This is a genomic window from Mesorhizobium waitakense (assembly GCF_056431085.1).
The window spans coordinates 1-17,279 of the sequence record NZ_JBWKME010000009.1 but is presented as its reverse complement, the minus strand read 5'-3'; the positions used below and the strand labels follow the sequence as shown (position 1 = coordinate 17,279).

The 17,279-nt window shown below is 65.0% G+C and carries 14 protein-coding genes and 1 pseudogene; 10 read left to right on the top strand and 5 right to left on the bottom strand.

All coding sequences use genetic code 11. The features are described from left to right. Window positions 1-43 precede the first annotated feature (43 nt). Window positions 44-2,113, top strand: a complete 2,070-nt coding sequence (locus AC07FD_RS00715; protein ID WP_478348237.1) for a hypothetical protein — start codon at window positions 44-46, stop codon at window positions 2,111-2,113. 170 nt (window positions 2,114-2,283) lie between these two features. Here the strand turns inward: AC07FD_RS00715 and AC07FD_RS00710 are convergent, their stop codons facing one another. Next, on the bottom strand, window positions 2,284-2,472 hold the full coding sequence (locus AC07FD_RS00710) for a hypothetical protein (protein ID WP_095090960.1): 189 nt from the start codon (window positions 2,470-2,472) through the stop codon (window positions 2,284-2,286). 111 nt (window positions 2,473-2,583) lie between these two features. Continuing rightward, on the bottom strand, window positions 2,584-3,039 hold the full coding sequence (gene mntR / locus AC07FD_RS00705; protein ID WP_167392353.1) for a manganese-binding transcriptional regulator MntR: 456 nt from the start codon (window positions 3,037-3,039) through the stop codon (window positions 2,584-2,586). A 231-nt stretch (window positions 3,040-3,270) separates the two neighbouring features. Between mntR and AC07FD_RS00700 the strand changes: the two genes are divergently transcribed. The 3 genes from AC07FD_RS00700 (at window position 3,271) to AC07FD_RS00690 (ending at window position 6,336) form a co-directional block, all read left to right on the top strand. Next, window positions 3,271-4,635, top strand: a complete 1,365-nt coding sequence (locus AC07FD_RS00700; protein ID WP_478348236.1) for an Nramp family divalent metal transporter — start codon at window positions 3,271-3,273, stop codon at window positions 4,633-4,635. Between the two features lie 74 nt (window positions 4,636-4,709). Continuing rightward, window positions 4,710-5,552, top strand: a complete 843-nt coding sequence (locus AC07FD_RS00695; RefSeq protein WP_478348235.1) for a protein-L-isoaspartate O-methyltransferase family protein — start codon at window positions 4,710-4,712, stop codon at window positions 5,550-5,552. Between the two features lie 130 nt (window positions 5,553-5,682). Beyond that, window positions 5,683-6,336: a dihydrofolate reductase family protein gene (locus AC07FD_RS00690; protein WP_478348234.1), complete on the top strand. Its 654-nt coding sequence runs from the start codon at window positions 5,683-5,685 to the stop codon at window positions 6,334-6,336. Between the two features lie 59 nt (window positions 6,337-6,395). Here AC07FD_RS00690 and AC07FD_RS00685 read toward each other — a convergent pair whose 3' ends face one another. Further along, on the bottom strand, window positions 6,396-7,265 hold the full coding sequence (locus AC07FD_RS00685; protein ID WP_478348233.1) for a LysR family transcriptional regulator: 870 nt from the start codon (window positions 7,263-7,265) through the stop codon (window positions 6,396-6,398). Between the two features lie 178 nt (window positions 7,266-7,443). Between AC07FD_RS00685 and AC07FD_RS00680 the strand changes: the two genes are divergently transcribed. Beyond that, window positions 7,444-8,043 (top strand): LysE family translocator, encoded by a 600-nt coding sequence (locus AC07FD_RS00680; RefSeq protein WP_478348232.1) that lies wholly within the window; start codon window positions 7,444-7,446, stop codon window positions 8,041-8,043. A gap of 21 nt (window positions 8,044-8,064) precedes the next feature. On the opposite strand, the gene AC07FD_RS00675 is transcribed toward AC07FD_RS00680, so the two are convergent. Then, window positions 8,065-8,859 carry an SDR family NAD(P)-dependent oxidoreductase gene (locus AC07FD_RS00675; RefSeq protein WP_478348231.1) on the bottom strand — a complete coding sequence of 265 codons (795 nt, stop codon included), beginning with the start codon at window positions 8,857-8,859 and terminating at the stop codon, window positions 8,065-8,067. A 232-nt stretch (window positions 8,860-9,091) separates the two neighbouring features. Here AC07FD_RS00675 and AC07FD_RS00670 point away from each other — a divergent pair, with 232 nt between their 5' ends. Beyond that, window positions 9,092-9,550: a MarR family winged helix-turn-helix transcriptional regulator gene (locus AC07FD_RS00670; RefSeq protein WP_478348230.1), complete on the top strand. Its 459-nt coding sequence runs from the start codon at window positions 9,092-9,094 to the stop codon at window positions 9,548-9,550. Between the two features lie 18 nt (window positions 9,551-9,568). On the opposite strand, the gene AC07FD_RS00665 is transcribed toward AC07FD_RS00670, so the two are convergent. Continuing rightward, window positions 9,569-10,747 (bottom strand): MFS transporter, encoded by a 1,179-nt coding sequence (locus AC07FD_RS00665; protein ID WP_478348229.1) that lies wholly within the window; start codon window positions 10,745-10,747, stop codon window positions 9,569-9,571. Window positions 10,748-10,956: 209 nt separating this feature from the next. Here AC07FD_RS00665 and AC07FD_RS00660 point away from each other — a divergent pair, with 209 nt between their 5' ends. From AC07FD_RS00660 to carB, 4 genes and pseudogenes are all read left to right on the top strand, one after another. After that, window positions 10,957-11,313, top strand: a complete 357-nt coding sequence (locus tag AC07FD_RS00660; protein WP_457152519.1) for an ArsR/SmtB family transcription factor — start codon at window positions 10,957-10,959, stop codon at window positions 11,311-11,313. Window positions 11,314-11,540: 227 nt separating this feature from the next. Next, window positions 11,541-12,298: pseudogene (locus AC07FD_RS00655) on the top strand (metallophosphoesterase family protein). 198 nt (window positions 12,299-12,496) lie between these two features. Further along, window positions 12,497-13,474 carry an SH3 domain-containing protein gene (locus AC07FD_RS00650; RefSeq protein WP_478348228.1) on the top strand — a complete coding sequence of 326 codons (978 nt, stop codon included), beginning with the start codon at window positions 12,497-12,499 and terminating at the stop codon, window positions 13,472-13,474. Window positions 13,475-13,727: 253 nt separating this feature from the next. Next, window positions 13,728-17,231, top strand: coding sequence for a carbamoyl-phosphate synthase large subunit (gene carB, locus AC07FD_RS00645; RefSeq protein WP_478348227.1), 3,504 nt, complete (start codon window positions 13,728-13,730; stop codon window positions 17,229-17,231). Window positions 17,232-17,279 lie beyond the last annotated feature (48 nt).

Here is a 17,279-nt window from a genome sequence, read left to right as displayed (position 1 = left end):
GGAAGGCCTGTAGCATCGCCGCAAACGGAGGGGTGCGCGCGGTTTGAAGACGATCGGTGAATTCGTGTCGCTGCTCGCGGCCCTGCTCTGCCTTGGTCTCGCAAGTGCCGGCGCGGTGACGCTTGATTCCAGTGTCGCCGTCACCGATCCTGCCACTTTGCAGGCACTGGAGCGTGGCGGCCTGTCGATCAGCCGCCTGCTCGGTCCGGCACTCGGCCTCACCCGCGAGGTCGACAATCGCGGCCTGTTTTCGGTGCCGGCGCTGGCCACCGTCCGCGACACCGTCAAGCTTGAGATCGCCGACGAACCGAAGACCAGTCCTGACCCCTATGTCGCGGCCATGGCCAAGTCGAACGACACCAGCCAGAAATTCAATCCGAAATACATCGACGACGACGGGTCGACGCTCGACCTGACCGGCGTCGTCAACCGCATGGACCGGGGCTATCTTGGCCACACCGAATGCGGCGAGATCCGGCTGATCTACCGCTTCCACTATTCGGTCGCGGAAAAGCCGGTAAAGGGAAAGGCGGGCCAGCGCATTTCTTCGCGCCTGCCGCTGACCATGAGCCTGGTGTTCAACGCCAAGCCCACGCGGGCCCAGGCCCGCGCTTCAAGGGATTTGCCGAGCGCTACCGACGTTTCCTGCGCCGAAATCGCCAAGCGCTGGCTTGCCGCCGGGCAGAAGGATCTGCCGCCCGACCAGCTCGCGGCCTGGCTGCGCTCCGACGAAGGGCCGCTCTCCGGCTCCATGCTGAATTCGTCGCAGATCATGCGGCTTGAACTCAACATGCAGGTGCTCAGGCTATCGGCCTCGACGCGCCGCGATTTCGGCGGCCACGCCGAATATCTGCTGAAGATCTTCAAATGGAATCCGGCCACCTCGAGCTTCTACGAATCGAAAATGGAGAACCAGATCGACCGGGCCATCGTGCTGGCCGACAAGCCCTCCTTCGCCAAATGGCTGCTCACCGACCGCAACATCTACGACCTCGATCATGGCCGGCTGGTCATCGACGAAAAGTTCCTGGCCAAGAGCGCCGTCTCCGTAGCACCCGGCGGCCTGAGCCGGTCACAGAACAACATCGCCTATGGGCTGGTCGACGACGCCGATATTGACAAGGCGCTGAAGGACTACGTTGCCGGGGGCAACACGCTCTCCTCCGTCAAGTCGGTGGCCGGCTTCGAATTGCGGCTCAACGAGATGACCTGCACCGGGTGCCACCAGACGCATGGCATAGCCGGCTTCCACTACACCGGCGCCGACCCGGCCAGCGAGCCGCGCCGGAACGCCGTCTTCGTGCCGGGCTCCGCCGTGTTCTTTGCCGACCTGCCGCGCCGCCGGGCCATCGTCGAGCAGTTCGCTGCCGGCGGCCATCCGGATTTCACGCGTGGCTTCGCCGCCCGTCCGGACCAGAAATTTGCCGAGGCGCTGAAGGGCACCGACCTCTACAATGGCTGGGGCTCGATCTGCTATCTCGGCGAGGATTTAAGCTTCAAGGACTGGAGCTGCGGCGAAGGCCTGCGCTGCGCCGGCGTTCACGAGAGCGCCATCCATCCGGGCTTCGGCACCTGCGTCAGCGAGGCCGGCACAGCGGTCGGTGACCCCGTCGAGTTCGGCGAGATAAAAATGTCGACATGGGGCAACGACCAGTATTGCCGGCTGTCACCGGCCACCGCCAAGGCATGCGCCATCGATCCGGCGCGGGACAAGAAGCCGCTGGTCAAGCTCGCCGGCTATGGCGCCGCACGCCAGCGCTACGACAATCCGCAGCAGAAGACCGGCGGCTTTCCCGGCGGCATGCTGCGCAAGGCAAGCTGTGACAAGCTTCCCGACGAGGCGACGTGCGGCCGGTTGGCCAAAACCGGTTTCAACGACTGCATTGCGTCGGGCAAGGATCACAAATTCTGCACCAAGGAGTTCACCAAGACCGCCGGCCTGCGTGCGTGCGACAAGGCGCATCCCTGCCGCGAGGACTATATCTGCACCGCCGGCTATGATGACCTGCCTCAGGCCAAGCCTGGTGAAGGCACCTGCATCCCGCCCTATTTCATCTTCCAGTTCCGCGTCGACGGCCACCCCAGAAGCTGGGTGCAAGATGTCAGGGAGTGAGAGACCGGTTTTGCCGCAGGCAAATTGATAGGCCCAGTGGTCCGTTCAAAGGGCTCGAACGCCCGGGCCATAGCCTAGGGACAAGCGGTGCTGCCACAACGAAGGGTGCGGTTGCTACATCTCAGCAAACGGCTTTCGCCGACAATTGCAGATGTCTGCCCGACAGGCGCCTAATCCCTCTGCTTGGCGCCGGCGCTCTTGCCATCGGAACTTTTAGAGCGCTCCTCGAAACGCGCGGCGCCCTTCTTCAGCGGGTGACCGGTCTCGGCCTCGGTCTTGCGCTCGTCCTTCGCCGCCGCCTGCTTCAGTCCCTTGGCCGCCTGCTTGCCCTTTGCGGTCGGTGCCTGTTCAACGCCCATCGCTTCCTCCCTTGGCGCGCACGTCAATCGCGCGGTGTAAGGAGCAACGTGCGTAACATCAGGTGGTTCCCGCGCGGCTTCGTCGTTCGGGAAACGCGGCGCTGACGCAGCTCAGCGCGCCGCCGTCATCGCCTTACGAAACGCTTCGAGCGTCTCGGCGCTGACATGGTGCTCGATGCCCTCGGCATCGATGCGCGCGGTCTCGGCGCTGACGCCGAGCGAGCGCAGGAAGGCTTCCACCGTCTGGTGGCGGATGCGGCTCTCCACCGCGACCTTGCGGCCGGCATCGGTCAAGAACACGCCGCGATAGGGTTTTCTGGACACGAGGCCGTCGGCGCACAGCCTGGTCAGCATCTTGGCCACCGTCGGCTGGGCGACGCCGAGCCGTGCGGCGATATCGACCTGGCGCGCCTCGTTGCCGTCTTCGATCAGGTCGGCGATCAGCTCGACATAATCCTCGACCAACGCGCTGCGGCGCGCTTCGCGCGTGTGCCTGAACCCCTCCGAATGGACGTCGGCGTCAGGCAGCGGCTTTTCGCGCGGGACCGGTCTGTTCTTCAGCGCCAATGCGCGCCCCTCCTGGGAGTTTAGCCGTCCATGCATTCATAGCACGGGCTCTGATTCTTCAGGCCGTTTATTTGCATTCCGCCACAGGCGCAACCTGCGTTGTCGGCGACCGTTCCCGCGCCAGGTCACGGCCCGAACAAAAAGCACCGACAATGAAATATAGCATATTGCATAATGTTGAGCCATGGCATAGCTTAGGATAACATCGACACGTCTCGCGGAAAGCCCCTCATGTCTGAAGTCGAAGCCACAGCCTCCCAATCCACTTGGCGGTTCGCCAGACCCGAGGAGGACGACCAGCCCAGCCTGCGCGAGGTCAATTCTTCCATCGCGGTTCCGAGTTCGGGCGTTTGGTTCCGCCGGCTGTTCGCCTTCATGGGCCCCGGCTACATGGTCTCGGTCGGCTATATGGATCCGGGCAACTGGGCGACCGACCTCGCCGGTGGCGCGCAGTTCGGCTACACGCTGCTGTTCATCATTATGCTCTCCAACCTGATGGCGATCCTGCTGCAGGCACTGGCTGCCCGCCTCGGCATCGCCACCGGGCGCGACCTCGCTCAGGCCTGCCGCGCCTACTATCCACGACCGGTCAACTTCATGCTGTGGATCGCCTGCGAACTGGCCATCATCGCTTGCGACCTGGCCGAAGTCATCGGCACGGCGATCGCGCTGCAACTTCTGTTCGGCATCCCGCTGATCGGCGGCGCCATACTGACAGCACTCGATGCCTTCCTCGTGCTTCTGTTGATGAACAAGGGTTTTCGCTATCTCGAAGCCTTCGTCATCGCGCTCCTGATCATCATCTTCAGCTGCTTCGCCATCCAGATCTTTGTCGCCGCCCCGCCGGCCGGCTCGATCCTGCATGCAATGTTCATTCCGTCGTCCGAGATCGTCACCAATCCGGCAATGCTCTACATCGCCATCGGCATCATCGGCGCCACCGTCATGCCGCACAATCTCTATCTGCACTCCTCGATCGTGCAGACCCGCGCCTATGAGCGCACCGACAAGGGCAAGCGCGACGCCATCAAATGGGCAACGACGGACTCGACCATCGCCTTGATGCTTGCCTTGTTCGTCAATGCCTCGATCCTGATCGTGTCGGCGGTCGCCTTCCACGACACCGGCCACCAGGATGTCGCCGAGATCGGCCAGGCCTTCGAGCTGCTGTCGCCGCTGCTGGGCCTCGGCATCGCCTCGATCCTGTTCGCCGTCGCGCTGCTGGCTTCCGGCCTGAACTCGACGGTGACGGCGACGCTGGCCGGCCAGATCGTCATGGAAGGTTTCCTGCGCCTGCGCATCCCCAACTGGGCACGCCGCCTGCTGACGCGCGGGCTCGCCATCATCCCGGTGGTGATCGTCACCGCGCTCTATGGCGAAAAAGGCACCGGCCAGTTGCTGGTGTTCAGCCAGGTGATCCTGTCGATGCAGCTGCCCTTCGCGGTTGTCCCGCTGGTGCAGTTCGTCTCCGACAGGAAGAAGATGGGCAACCTCGCCATTCCGCGCGGCGTCGCCGCACTGGCCTGGGTGGTCGCCGCGATCATCCTGGTGCTCAACTTCAAGCTGCTCTACGACACTATGTTCGGGGTCGGCTGAGACCCGAAATCGGCTGCTCTGCTGAGAGATAGTCCGGCGACAAATCGGCAATCCGCGCTATCTTCTCCCGCGTCATGACCGGGATCGAAGACGTCAGGAAGTTCTACGCGAGGCTGATGGCCGCTAATGCCGGCTCGCCCGATCCGCGCCTGGAGGCGGTCTTCGCCGAGGTGCCGCGCGAAGCCTTCCTCGGTCCTGGGCCGTGGACGATCATCGCCGGCAACGGCAAGATCACGACGCCGAGCGCCGATCCGGCTCACATCTACCAGAACGTTCTGGTGGCGCTCGACAACGACAAGGGCATCAACAATGGCGAGCCGTTCCTGCACGCCATGTGGATCGGCAAGCTTGCGCCGAAACCCGGCGAAGCCGTTTGCCACATCGGCGCCGGCACCGGTTATTACACCGCGGCGCTGGCCAAACTGGTTTCGCCCGGCGGCACCGTCACTGCCTTCGAACTCGACAACAACCTGGCCGAGCTCGCACGACAAAATCTCGAAACCTATGGCAATGTGACCGTCGTCCATGGCGATGCCGTGACGACACCCTTGCCGCCATCCGACATCATCTATGTCAATGCCGGCGTCGCCGCGCCGCCGGCGGGATGGCTGAAGGCGCTGCGGCCAGGCGGCCGCATGATCTTTCCCTGGCGCCCGGCCGAGCGCGTCCCGTTGGCGGTGATAGTGACCCGCACCGAAAAGGGCTTTGCCTGCGATCCATTCATGCGCTCGTGGTTCATTCCATGTGTCGGCGCCTCGGTTGCGGACCCTGCGGCGAAGATCCCGACGCGCGACCAGGCCGCACGCAGCCGCTCGATCTGGCTGACATCGGACAAGGTGCCGGACCGCACCGCCACCGCGATCTTCGGCGAGGTCTGGTTCTCCTCGCGCAGCCTCGATGGCAGGCCGCGCAATTGACGCGCCTTTTGCGGGTCGCCAGAAATTCACAAGGCCAATTTTCACATGAGGTGTCGGACGGTGACCGGTCGCCCGTCCTTGGGTTGAAGTCCGGCCACGACGGTGTGGATTGAAAAACGGGAGTAGCAGAATGAGAAAGATCATCGCCGCGACATTCGTCAGCCTCGATGGCGTCATGCAGGCACCCGGCGGTCCGGAAGAGGATCCGGTCGGCGGCTTCAAGTTCGGCGGCTGGACGTTCCATTACTGGGACGATGCCATGGGCGCCTTCATGGGCGAGACCTTCACCAAGCCCTTCGACCTGCTGCTCGGCCGCAAGACTTACGACATCTTCGCCGCCCACTGGCCGTACCAGGACAACGATCCGATCGCCGAAAGCTTCAACGCCGTCACCAAATATGTGGCGACGCACCGGCACGACACGCTGACCTGGGACAACAGCCAGTCGCTGGGCGACGACGTCGTGGCAACGCTGCGCAAGCTGAAGCAGCAAGACGGCCCGGACCTGCTCATCCAGGGTTCGAGCGACCTAGTCCAGACCCTGCTCGCCAATGACCTGATCGACGAGATCAGCCTGCTGATCTTCCCGCTGGTGCTGGGCAAGGGCAAGCGGCTGTTCGGCAACGGCACCATGCCTTCCGCCTTGAAGCTGACCCGCTCGCAGGCCTCAAGCACCGGCGTCATCATGGCGACCTATGAGCGTGGCGGCGAGATCAAGACCGGATCGTTCGCGCCGGAGAAGCCGTCCGAGGCAGAGATCGAGCGGCGTAAGAACTGGAAGTAGCGAGACGTGGGTTCCTCGCCCCCGCCAGAGCGGGGGCGAGGAACCCTAGTCCTGCCTGGTCAAGCCGCCTGCACCCGTCTGGCCAGCCCTTCGCGGATATGCCGCGCGAACTCCCGAGCTGCCGGCCCGACACCGTGCCTCGGCAGATGCAGGTTGATGGCAAAATTCGGCAGCGGCGGCAGGCCTGAATCGAACGGCAATATGTCGAGATCGGCCGGCACGGTGGAGGCCAGCCATGCGGTGACCGCGAGATCGGAACGCACTGTCGCCGTCGTCGCGTCGATGTTGCCGTTCTCGAACACGGTGCGCCATTCCAGCCCGTGCTCACTGAGCCCCGACAGCACCGCCGGCCGGAAGGCGCAAGTGTCGGCAACGATCGAAACCGGCAGCGGCCGCTTGGCGCGGGCAACGCCGCCCTTGGCGCCGACCCAGACCAGCCGGTCGATGGCCAGGCACTCGCCGGCCGACGGGCCGACCCGTTCCTCGATCACAGCAAGGTCGATGGTGCCGGCCGCAAGGGCAGCGGCGAGCTCCGGTGACGAGGCGCAGACCAGCGATATCTCGACCTGCGGATAGGTCTCGGCATAGCGCTTCAGGACCGGCGCCAGCAAGGTGCCGACGAGATCGTAGGGCACGCCGAGCCGCACCTGGCCGGCCACCGGGGTGCCCGCCATGTCGGTCCAGATCTCGTCATTCAAGGCCAGCAGCCGCTTGCCCTTGCCGAACAGCCGCTCACCGGCGCGCGTCAGCCTGAGGCCGCGCCGATCGCGCTCGAACAGGATGGCGCCGAGCGCCTCCTCCAGCCGCTTGACCTGCTGGCTGACGGCGCCTTGCGTCAGGTGCAGCGCATTGGCAGCCGCCGTCATGCTGGCCTTGTCGGCGACGGTGATGAAGGTGCGGATCAGCGCCATGTCGAGATTTCGGATCATGGCTGCATTATGTCTGCTAATGCCAGGCATAGCAAACATTGCATTTACTGAAGTTCATGCGCAACTAGGATGGCGGTGTCCGACAATGCATGTCGCCCAAAAGTGCAAAGCGGTTTTGGGAGAACGAAATGCAGAAACAAAAGCTTGGAGCGTGTCGACACGCTTTAAAGGAAGCCGCATGCTCGAGCCGATCATCCCCCTCGTCCTGTTTGCGATCGTTGCCACTACCACGCCCGGCATCGCCACGACCTTGTCGACGGCGTCCGGCGCGCAATTCGGCTTTCGCGGTTCGGTCCCTTTGCTGGTCGGCAGCGCCGCCGGCCTCGCAACGGTGACGGGAGCGGCCGCTGCCGGGCTCGCCGGCCTGCTGCTTGCGGTGCCCTCGCTGCAACTGGCCATGAAGGTCGTCGGCTCGCTCTATCTCGTCTGGCTGGCGATCAAGATCGGTCGCACCGGACCGCCCAACCTGTACGTCACCATGGCCAGTCCGAACAGCTTTCTCGGCGGCGCCGGCATTCAATGGATGAACCCCAAGGGTTGGGCGATGGGGCTCGGCGCGGCAGCCTCGTTCGCGGCTTTGGCCAGCGGCCCGCTGCAGCTTGCGCTGCTGCTCGGCGCCACCTTCGGCCTGGCAGCGGCTGCCTCGCTGTCGCTGTGGTGCGTGGCCGGGATGCTGCTTGCCCGGCGGCTCAAGACAGAATGGCAATGGCGCACGCTCAACATCGTGCTGGCGCTGGTGCTTGCCGCCTCGATCATTCCGATGTGGCGGTCGGCCTGAACGCCAACCGCCACGCAGGGATCAAGCCGCGTAGCGTGCCGCCGGCTTGTTGGCATGCAGGCTGCCGTAGAAGGCTTGGCGCGCGCCGAGGAAAGTGTCCAGCTTGGTGGCGTCGGCGAGCCCCGGCACGGTAACCGTTTCGCCCTTGGCCAGGCCGACAAGTGCGGCATCGACCAGATCATCCGCCGTCATGACGATCTCCTGCGGAAGGCTATCGATATCGCTGCCGGCGATCTCCCAGAAATCGGTCCGGGTCGCGCCTGGCAGCACCACCTGCGCTTTCACCTGCGTACCCGCAACTTCGCGCTGCAGGGCTTCGGTGAAGTTGACGACATAGGCCTTGGTGCCGCTGTAGATGCCGCCGAACGAGGTGTCGAAGGCAAGCACCGAGGCGATGTTGACGATGGCGCCACGGTTGCGCGCCACCAGACCTGGCAGCACCGCGCGGGTCAGCCGCGTCAAGGCGATGACATTGACCTTGATCATGCGCTCGACGGCTTCGGCATCGGCTGTCGCCACCACCTGCTGGCCGCCAATGCCGGCATTGTTGACCAGCACCGTCACGCTGTCGTCGGCGGCGATCGCCTGATCGACACGGCGGACGTCATTGTCGTCGGCGAGATCGGCGCTGATCACGCTGACCTTGCGGCCGTAGGCATAGCGCAACTTCTCCGCCAGTTCCTCGAGCCGGTCGACACGCCGCGCCACCAGCACCAGGTCATAGCCCTGCCCTGCCAGCCTGTCCGCATAGACCGCACCGATGCCCGCCGAAGCTCCGGTGACCACCGCCGTGCCCTTGTTGCTCTGTCCACTCATTGTCCTGTTCCTTCTTCGACTGATTGCTTCGCTTCGACTTTTGCCGCCGGCACTGTGGGCAACTGCCCTTGCCTTGCCGCCAAAGCCATCTGATTTTATTTAGTGGCATATACCACTACTCATAAAATAGGCATATGCCACTATCTTGTCAATGATCGGGACTGAGATTATTTAAGGGTAAGCGGTCGGGCGTGATGCAGCCGTCGCCGAGAGAAAGAGCCGAGAGAAAAACATGTCGAAACAAACCCTGCCCGGCCTGACGCTGTGCAACAACGCCATGCTGCGTCGCGCGGCACGCAAGCTCGGCCAGTACTATGATGATGTGCTTGCGCCTTCGGGCCTCAAGGCCACGCAGCAGGGCCTGCTTTACCAGATCCATATCGGCAACGAGCCGGCGATGGGCGCCATTGCCGCGTCCATGATCATGGACCTGTCGGCGCTTGGCCACACGCTGAAGCCGCTGATCCGCGACGGCTATGTCGAGACTTTCGCCGATCCGGACGACCGCCGCATCAAGCGCGTGCGGCTGACGCCGCAGGGTCTGGTCAAACTCGATGACGCGATGAAGCTGTGGCACGTCGCCCAGCAGCGTTTCGAGGACGTGGTCGGCAAGGATCAGGCGGCAAAACTGCGCGCGGCGCTGGATGACATCGCCGCGCTGGATTTCGAGCTGCCGCCGGCCACTCCCTGAAGCGTTACGCGACCGACTCTACTCAGCCGGCATTGCAACCGGCCGCGCCGCCCAGCGACCGGCCAGCACGATGCCGAGCCCGATGATCGGGAAGGCCGCGGCGACCAGCCCGAGATCGGCCGGCGCGCCATAGCGCAGCACGGCGCCACCGACCACGGCGCCCAGCGCCACGCCGAGATAGAGTGCTGAGCCGTTGAGCGACAGCACGATTGGCGCGGCGTCCGGCGCCAGCTTGATGATGCGGCTGGCCTGCGCCGGCGGGAAAGCCCAGCCGACGATGCCCCACGGCACCATCATCGCCATCAGCGCCGGCCCGGCAATATGGGACGGCAGGAAGGTCGGGATGACCGACAGCATGACCAGCATGGCCGCGCTCAGCGTCAGCGACCAGCCGACGGTGCGCGTCGCGCCGAACCGGTCGGCGGCCTGGCCGCCGGCGATGTTGCCGATGACGGCGCCGACACCGAAGGCGAGCAGCATGCCGGGCAGCGCGATCTGGCTGAGCCCGCCGCCCTCGATGGCGAGCGGCGCGACATAGGCAAAGACGGTGAAGGCGCCGGTCAGCGCCAGAAGCGTCGTCAGCAGGATCGGCATGACGCCGGGACGCAGGGCCGCCGCCAGCCTGCGCTTCAGGGGCAGCTTGGTGCCGACGATGCCGCGCGGCAGCCGGTACCACAAAATGGCGCCGGCGAGCGCGCCGAGGCCGGCGATGGCATAGAACGTACCGCGCCAGCCGGCGATCGTCGCAACCAGCCCACCGAGCGGCGCACCGACGGCGACGGCCACCGTGGTGCCGCCGACGACGACGGCAATGGCGCGGGCCCGGTGGTGGTCATCGACCAGCGCCACCGCGGTGCCCTGCGCGGTCGCCGCGAACAGGCCCGACGACAGCGCCATGATGACGCGCGCGATCAGCAGAAGTTCGAAGGAGGAACTCAAGGCGGCGGCAATGTTGCCGATGACGAAGAACACCAGCGTCCACAGGATGACGCGGCGCCGGTCCCATTCGCCGGTCAGCGTCGCCAGGATCGGCGTGCCGACCGCATAGGCGAGCGCGAAGGCGGTGATCAGCGTGCCGGCCAGCGGAATGGAGATGCCGGCGTCCACAGCGATGTCCGGCAGAAGGCTGGAGATGACGAAGCCTTCGGTCGAGATCGTGAACGATCCGAGCGCAAGCCAGAAGAGGCGCTTGTCCATGGGGCGATGTCCTTAGTTCAAAAGTTATTGAACAATTGGACATAACAGGGCATGATGTCAATGAAGCCAGGGGAAAATAGCTGAACCCTGCTGACAGCCCTGTGTCAGCACAGTCGGTCAACGCGGATCATGAAACGGAGAAACAGTGTGCCTGGTCACGGCCGGACGGATGCGTTGAAATCGGCCCGAACTGCGCTTAGGTTCCAGCCATGACCTTGCCACACCCCAATACCGACCAGATCAGCCTGCCGATCGTGCTCGGCGTGCTCGGTGACCCGACGCGGCTCGCCATCGTGCGCTATCTCGCCAGCAAGGAAGGCGTGGCGCTGAACTGCAGCCAGTTCCTCGACCTCGGCTCCAAGACCAATCTCAGCTACCACCTCGCCAAACTGCGCGAGGCCGGCGTCACCCGCGCCGAAGTGGTCGGCACCAACCGCATGATCACGCTGCGCCGCGCCGACCTCGACGCCCGCTTCCCCGGCCTGCTCGACAGCGTCATCGCCGCCGCCGGAGACGATCCCGCACTGCCCGCGGTCGGCGGCCACGATCTTGAAGTTTCCGCCTGAGGTTCCTCGCCCCCGCCAAAGCGGGGGAGAGGTGGCCGCGAAGCGGTCGGAGAGGGGGCCTTTTCGTGGGCGGCACGTTTGAAGGAAAATCACCTCTTTGAACGATTGGGGAGCGCCAAGAGCCCCCTCTCCGTCTCAGCTTCGCCGAGCCACCTCTCCCCCACTTCCGTGGGGGCGAGGAACCCAAGTCCAGCCAGGTCCGCCCTTGCCCATCGGAGCCACCCAAGATGCGCATCGCCGTCCTCGCCGATATCCATGGCAATGTGCTGGCGCTGGACGCCGTGCTTGACGATCTGAGGCGGCGCGGCGGCGCCGACCTGACCGTCAATCTCGGCGACAGCGTTTCCGGCCCGCTGTGGCCGCGCGAGACATTTGCGCGGCTGGAGGCGCTCAACCTGCCGACGGTGCGCGGAAACCACGACCGCCGCGTCGCCGCCGATCCGGCCAGTGACGAGATGTGGCCTTCCGACGCCTTTGCGCAGGAGCGGCTGACGCAGGCGCAACGCGAGGCGCTGTTCGCGCAGCCGCTGACGCTGGAGATCGCGCCCGGCATCATCGCCTTCCACGCCCGTCCCGACCATGACGAGAAATATCTGCTCGATGCGATCACCGATGGCCAGCTGGTGCGCGCGCCATTGCGGCGATCCGGCGCCGGCTGAAGGCGCTTGACCCGGCCTGCCGCATCGCGCTGTGCGGCCACAGCCATCGGGCCGAGCTGATCCGCATTCCCGATGGTCCGGTCGTCTTCAATCCCGGCAGCATCGGCTGCCCCGCCTATGACGATGCGACGCCGCCGGCGCATGTCTCGGAGCAGGGCTCGCCGCATGCGCGCTACGGCATCGTCACCTTGGGCAGCGCCGGCAAGCTCGACCGCTTCGAGGCCATCGCCGTCGACTACGACCACGAGGCGGCGGCCAGACAGGCCGAACAGGCGGGACGCCCGGAATGGGCCCACGCGCTCAGGACGGGGTTCATGCCAGGCTAAACGCAACTGCGTTTATGCCGCCCGGCTAAATGCGCTTGCGTTTATGCCGAGGCTGGAACGCCCTTGCGTTCATGCCACCAAGGTCAAATTTTCAGGCTTACATGGCGGCGCGCCGTCGCTTATAAAACCGGCCGGGCATGCGACGGGCTCGATCCGTAGCGTGCACGGTGTCTTTGAGTATCAGCGCACGGCCGAATGATGAGGCGCACAGTTACGCTCCGAACAACCCTGCATGCGCTGATTGCCGCTCCGCTTCTGATGGCGGCCTGGGCCGCTGTCAGCCCCGCCATGGCCGAAGAATCGCCGGATCTCGTCATCTCCATCGTCACCGGCCTGGCGCCGGATGACCTTCTCAATATCCGCACCGCAGCGTCGCCGGTCGCCAAGGTCGAAGCGCGTCTGGCCGGAGGCGCCAGCGTCACCAATCTCGGCTGCAACGACATCAACGGCAACAAATGGTGCAAGGTCGAGAGCACCGGCAAGGACAAGCTGAGCGGATGGGCGCCGGCGCGCTACCTCATCCCCCTCAATCCGGCACCCTATGTCGAAGGCCAGGCAAGACCGGCCGACGCACCGATGGTCGCCTCCACTGGCAATCAGCCCGATCAGGCATCGGCGCCGGACAAACCACAAACCGGCGACCCCGCCAAGCCACAGCCGCCGATCGCACCGCCGCCCGACCTGGCGGCGCGTCTGGGTGGCGCGGGTCCGGAGGCTGGCGCCGAAAGCACGCAGAAATCAGCCGTCGAAATCGGCCAAACGGCCATGCGGGATGCCTACGGCCTGGCCTTCGCGGTGCAGGAAAACCCGACGACCGGCGAGATCGAAGAGCCGCCGGCCGCGGCATCCATTGCCCCGCCGCCTGACTCACAAACCGTCGCGCGGCTGGAGCCGCCATCTGACCACGCCACCAAAGAAATTCCCTGCGCCCGCTATGTCGGCGAGCCGATGACGCGCTGCGCGGTCAGCGTCGTGCGCGCCGGCACGGACAAGGCCGACGTCACCGTCACCTGGCCCGACGGCGGCACGCGCGTCATCTCCTTCGTCGCCGGCAAACCGGCCGGCTCGGACGCGCCCGACGACTTCCGCTTCACCCGTGAAGGCAGCCTAAACATGATCCGCATCGGCGTCTCCGAACGCTTCGAGATCACGGACCAGCTGGCGCTGGGGAATTAGGTTCCCAGGGGAATAAGGGAGTAGGGCAGTAAGGCAGTATGTTTGCAGCGCGCTCGAAACTCTACCTACTCCCCTACTCCCCTACTCCCCTACTCCCCTACTCCCCTACTCCCCTCATTTTCGGGGTTACATCGGGCAAAACTCTTCCCTATAAGGCCCTCCTAGCCTGATACCAGAATCGCGAGCACAACCGGCCGGGTCTTCCCGTCCCGGTTTTTTGTGCAAGCCGCCCGCCGAACGGAACTTATCGCCCATGCCAAGACGCACTGACATCAAGTCGATCCTGATCATCGGGGCCGGCCCCATCGTCATCGGCCAGGCCTGCGAGTTCGATTATTCCGGCACCCAGGCCTGCAAGGCGCTGAAGGAAGAGGGCTTTCGCGTCATCCTGGTCAATTCCAACCCGGCCACCATCATGACCGACCCGGAACTGGCCGACGCCACCTATATCGAGCCGATCACGCCGGAAGTCGTCGCCAAGATCATCGCCAAGGAGCGGCCCGACGCGCTGCTGCCGACCATGGGCGGCCAGACCGCGCTCAACACCGCTTTGTCGCTGCGCCGCATGGGCGTGCTCGACCGCTACAATGTCGAGATGATCGGCGCCGACGCCACGGCCATCGACAAGGCCGAGGACCGCGCGCTGTTTCGCGAGGCGATGAAGAAGATCGGGCTCGAAACGCCGAAGTCGATGCTGGCCAACGCCACCGACGTCAAGAACACTGACCGCAAGACGCACGAGGCCGAGCGCGCCGCCGTCAAGGCCGAGGCCCCGGCCGATCTCGACGCCGCGCTCGACGCGTTGGAAACCCGCTGGAACCTAGGCGAAGGCGACCGCAAGCAGCGCTACATCAGCCATGGCATGGCGATCGCAGCCCAAGCGCTCGACCATGTCGGCCTGCCGGCCATCATCCGCCCGTCCTTCACCATGGGCGGCACCGGCGGCGGCATCGCCTACAACCGCGCCGAATTCTACGAGATCGTCCAGTCCGGCCTCGACGCCTCGCCGACCACCGAAGTGCTGATCGAGGAGAGCGTGCTCGGCTGGAAGGAGTACGAGATGGAGGTCGTCCGCGACAAGGCGGACAATTGCATCATCGTCTGCTCGATCGAGAACATCGACCCGATGGGCGTGCACACCGGCGACAGCATCACCGTCGCCCCTGCCCTGACGCTGACCGACAAAGAATACCAGATGATGCGCAACGCCTCGATCGCGGTGCTGCGCGAGATCGGCGTCGAGACCGGCGGCTCCAACGTGCAGTTCGCCGTCAACCCGGCCGATGGCCGCCTGGTCGTCATCGAGATGAACCCGCGCGTCTCGCGCTCGTCCGCCTTGGCTTCCAAGGCGACCGGTTTCCCGATCGCCAAGATCGCGGCGAAGCTCGCCGTTGGTTACACGCTGGACGAGTTGGAGAACGACATCACCGGCGGCGCCACGCCGGCCTCGTTCGAGCCGTCGATCGATTACGTCGTGACAAAAATCCCGCGCTTTGCCTTCGAGAAATTCCCCGGCGCCGAGCCGGTGCTGACCACCGCCATGAAGTCGGTCGGCGAAGTGATGGCCATCGGCCGCACCTTCCAGGAATCGCTGCAGAAGGCGCTGCGTGGTCTCGAAACCGGCCTCACCGGCCTCGACGAGATCGAGATTCCCGGCCTCGGCCACGGGACCGCGATCGCCAACCATGCCGACGACCGTAACGCCATTCGCGCCGCCTTGGGCACGCCGACGCCCGACCGGCTGCGCATGGTGGCGCAGGCGATCCGCATGGGCACCTCGCTGGAAGACGTGCACGCCATGTGCAAGATCGACCCGTGGTTCCTCGAGCAGATCGCCGGCATCGTCGCCATGGAAGCCCGCATCCGCGAGCACGGCATCCCCGGGGACGCCGTCAATCTGCGCATGCTGAAGGCGATGGGGTTTTCCGACGCACGGCTGGCATCGCTGACCAGGACCGACATCGAAGTGATCGCGAAGGTCCGCGAAAAGCTCGACGTTCATCCCGTCTACAAGCGCATCGACACCTGTGCGGCCGAGTTCGCCTCGCCCACCGCCTACATGTACTCGACCTATGAAGTGCCGTTCGCCGGCGCGCTCGCCAACGAGGCGCAAGTGTCGTCGCGCAAGAAGGTCGTCATCCTCGGCGGCGGGCCCAACCGCATCGGCCAGGGCATCGAGTTCGACTATTGCTGCTGCCATGCCGCCTTTGCGTTGCGCGACGCCGGCTTCGAGGCGATCATGATCAACTGCAACCCGGAGACCGTGTCGACGGACTACGACACCTCGGACCGGCTCTATTTCGAGCCGCTGACGGCCGAGGACGTGCTGGAGATCCTGCGCGCCGAACAGGCCTCGGGCGAACTGGTCGGCGTCATCGTCCAGTTCGGCGGCCAGACGCCGCTGAAGCTCGCCGACGCGCTGGAAAAGGCCGGCATCCCGATCCTCGGCACCTCGCCCGACATGATCGATCTGGCCGAGGACCGCGACCGCTTCCAGAAGCTGCTGCACAAACTGAACCTCAGCCAGCCGAAGAACGGCATCGCCTATTCGGTCGAGCAAGCCCGCCTCGTCGCCGGCGAGCTCGGCTTCCCGCTGGTGGTGCGCCCGTCCTATGTGCTCGGCGGCCGCGCCATGCAGATCATCCATGACGAGGGCATGCTGCAATCCTACCTGCTCGACACCGTGCCCGGCCTGGTGCCGGAGGACATCAAGCAGAAATACCCCAACGACAAGACCGGCCAGATCAACACCCTGCTGGGCAAGAACCCGCTGCTGTTCGACACCTATCTCAGTGGCGCCATCGAGGTCGATGTCGATTGCCTCTGCGACGGCAAGGCGACCTTCGTATCCGGCATATTGGAGCACATCGAGGAGGCCGGCATCCATTCGGGCGACAGTGCCTGCTCGCTGCCGGCGCACTCACTGCCTTCGGAGCTGGTGGATGAGCTGGAGCGCCAGACGGCCGCACTTGCCCGCGCGCTCAATGTCGGCGGCCTGATGAACGTGCAGTATGCGATCAAGGACGGCACGGTCTATGTGCTGGAGGTTAACCCGCGCGCGTCACGCACCGTGCCCTTCGTCGCCAAGACCATCGGGCGGCCGATTGCCAAGATCGCCGCCCGCATCATGGCCGGCGAGACGCTTGAGGACGCCTTCGCCCATTACGGCGCCATGCCCGACCCCAGGAACCCCGGCCACATCGCGGTCAAGGAAGCGGTGTTCCCCTTCGCCCGCTTCCCCGGCGTCGACATATTGCTCGGGCCGGAAATGCGCTCGACCGGCGAGGTCATGGGCCTCGATCGCGATTTTGCGCTGGCCTTCGCCAAGAGCCAGCTGGGCGCCGGCGTCGACTTGCCGCGCTCCGGCACCCTGTTCGTCTCGGTGCGCGACGAGGACAAGAAAGGCATATTGCCGGCGGTCAAGCGCCTCGCCGGCCTCGGCTTCAAGGTGATGGCAACATCGGGCACGGCCCGCTTCCTCGCCGAAAACGGCGTCGTCGCCGAGAAGATCAACAAGGTCCTGGAAGGCCGCCCCCACATCGAAGACGCCATCCGCAACCGCCAGGTCCAGATCGTCTTCAACACGACTGATGGCCAGAAGGCGGTGTCGGACTCGAAGTCGCTGCGCAGGGCGACGCTGATGCAGAAAGTGCCGTACTACACGACGCTGTCGGGTGCGGCAGCTGTGGCCGAGGCGATCGCAGCGCTGAAGGCGGGGAGCCTGGAGGTGAGGCCGCTGCAGGAGTATTTTGCCTAGGGGTTGTTGATATTCAGGATTCCACTTCGGGCTTGATCGTGATTCAAG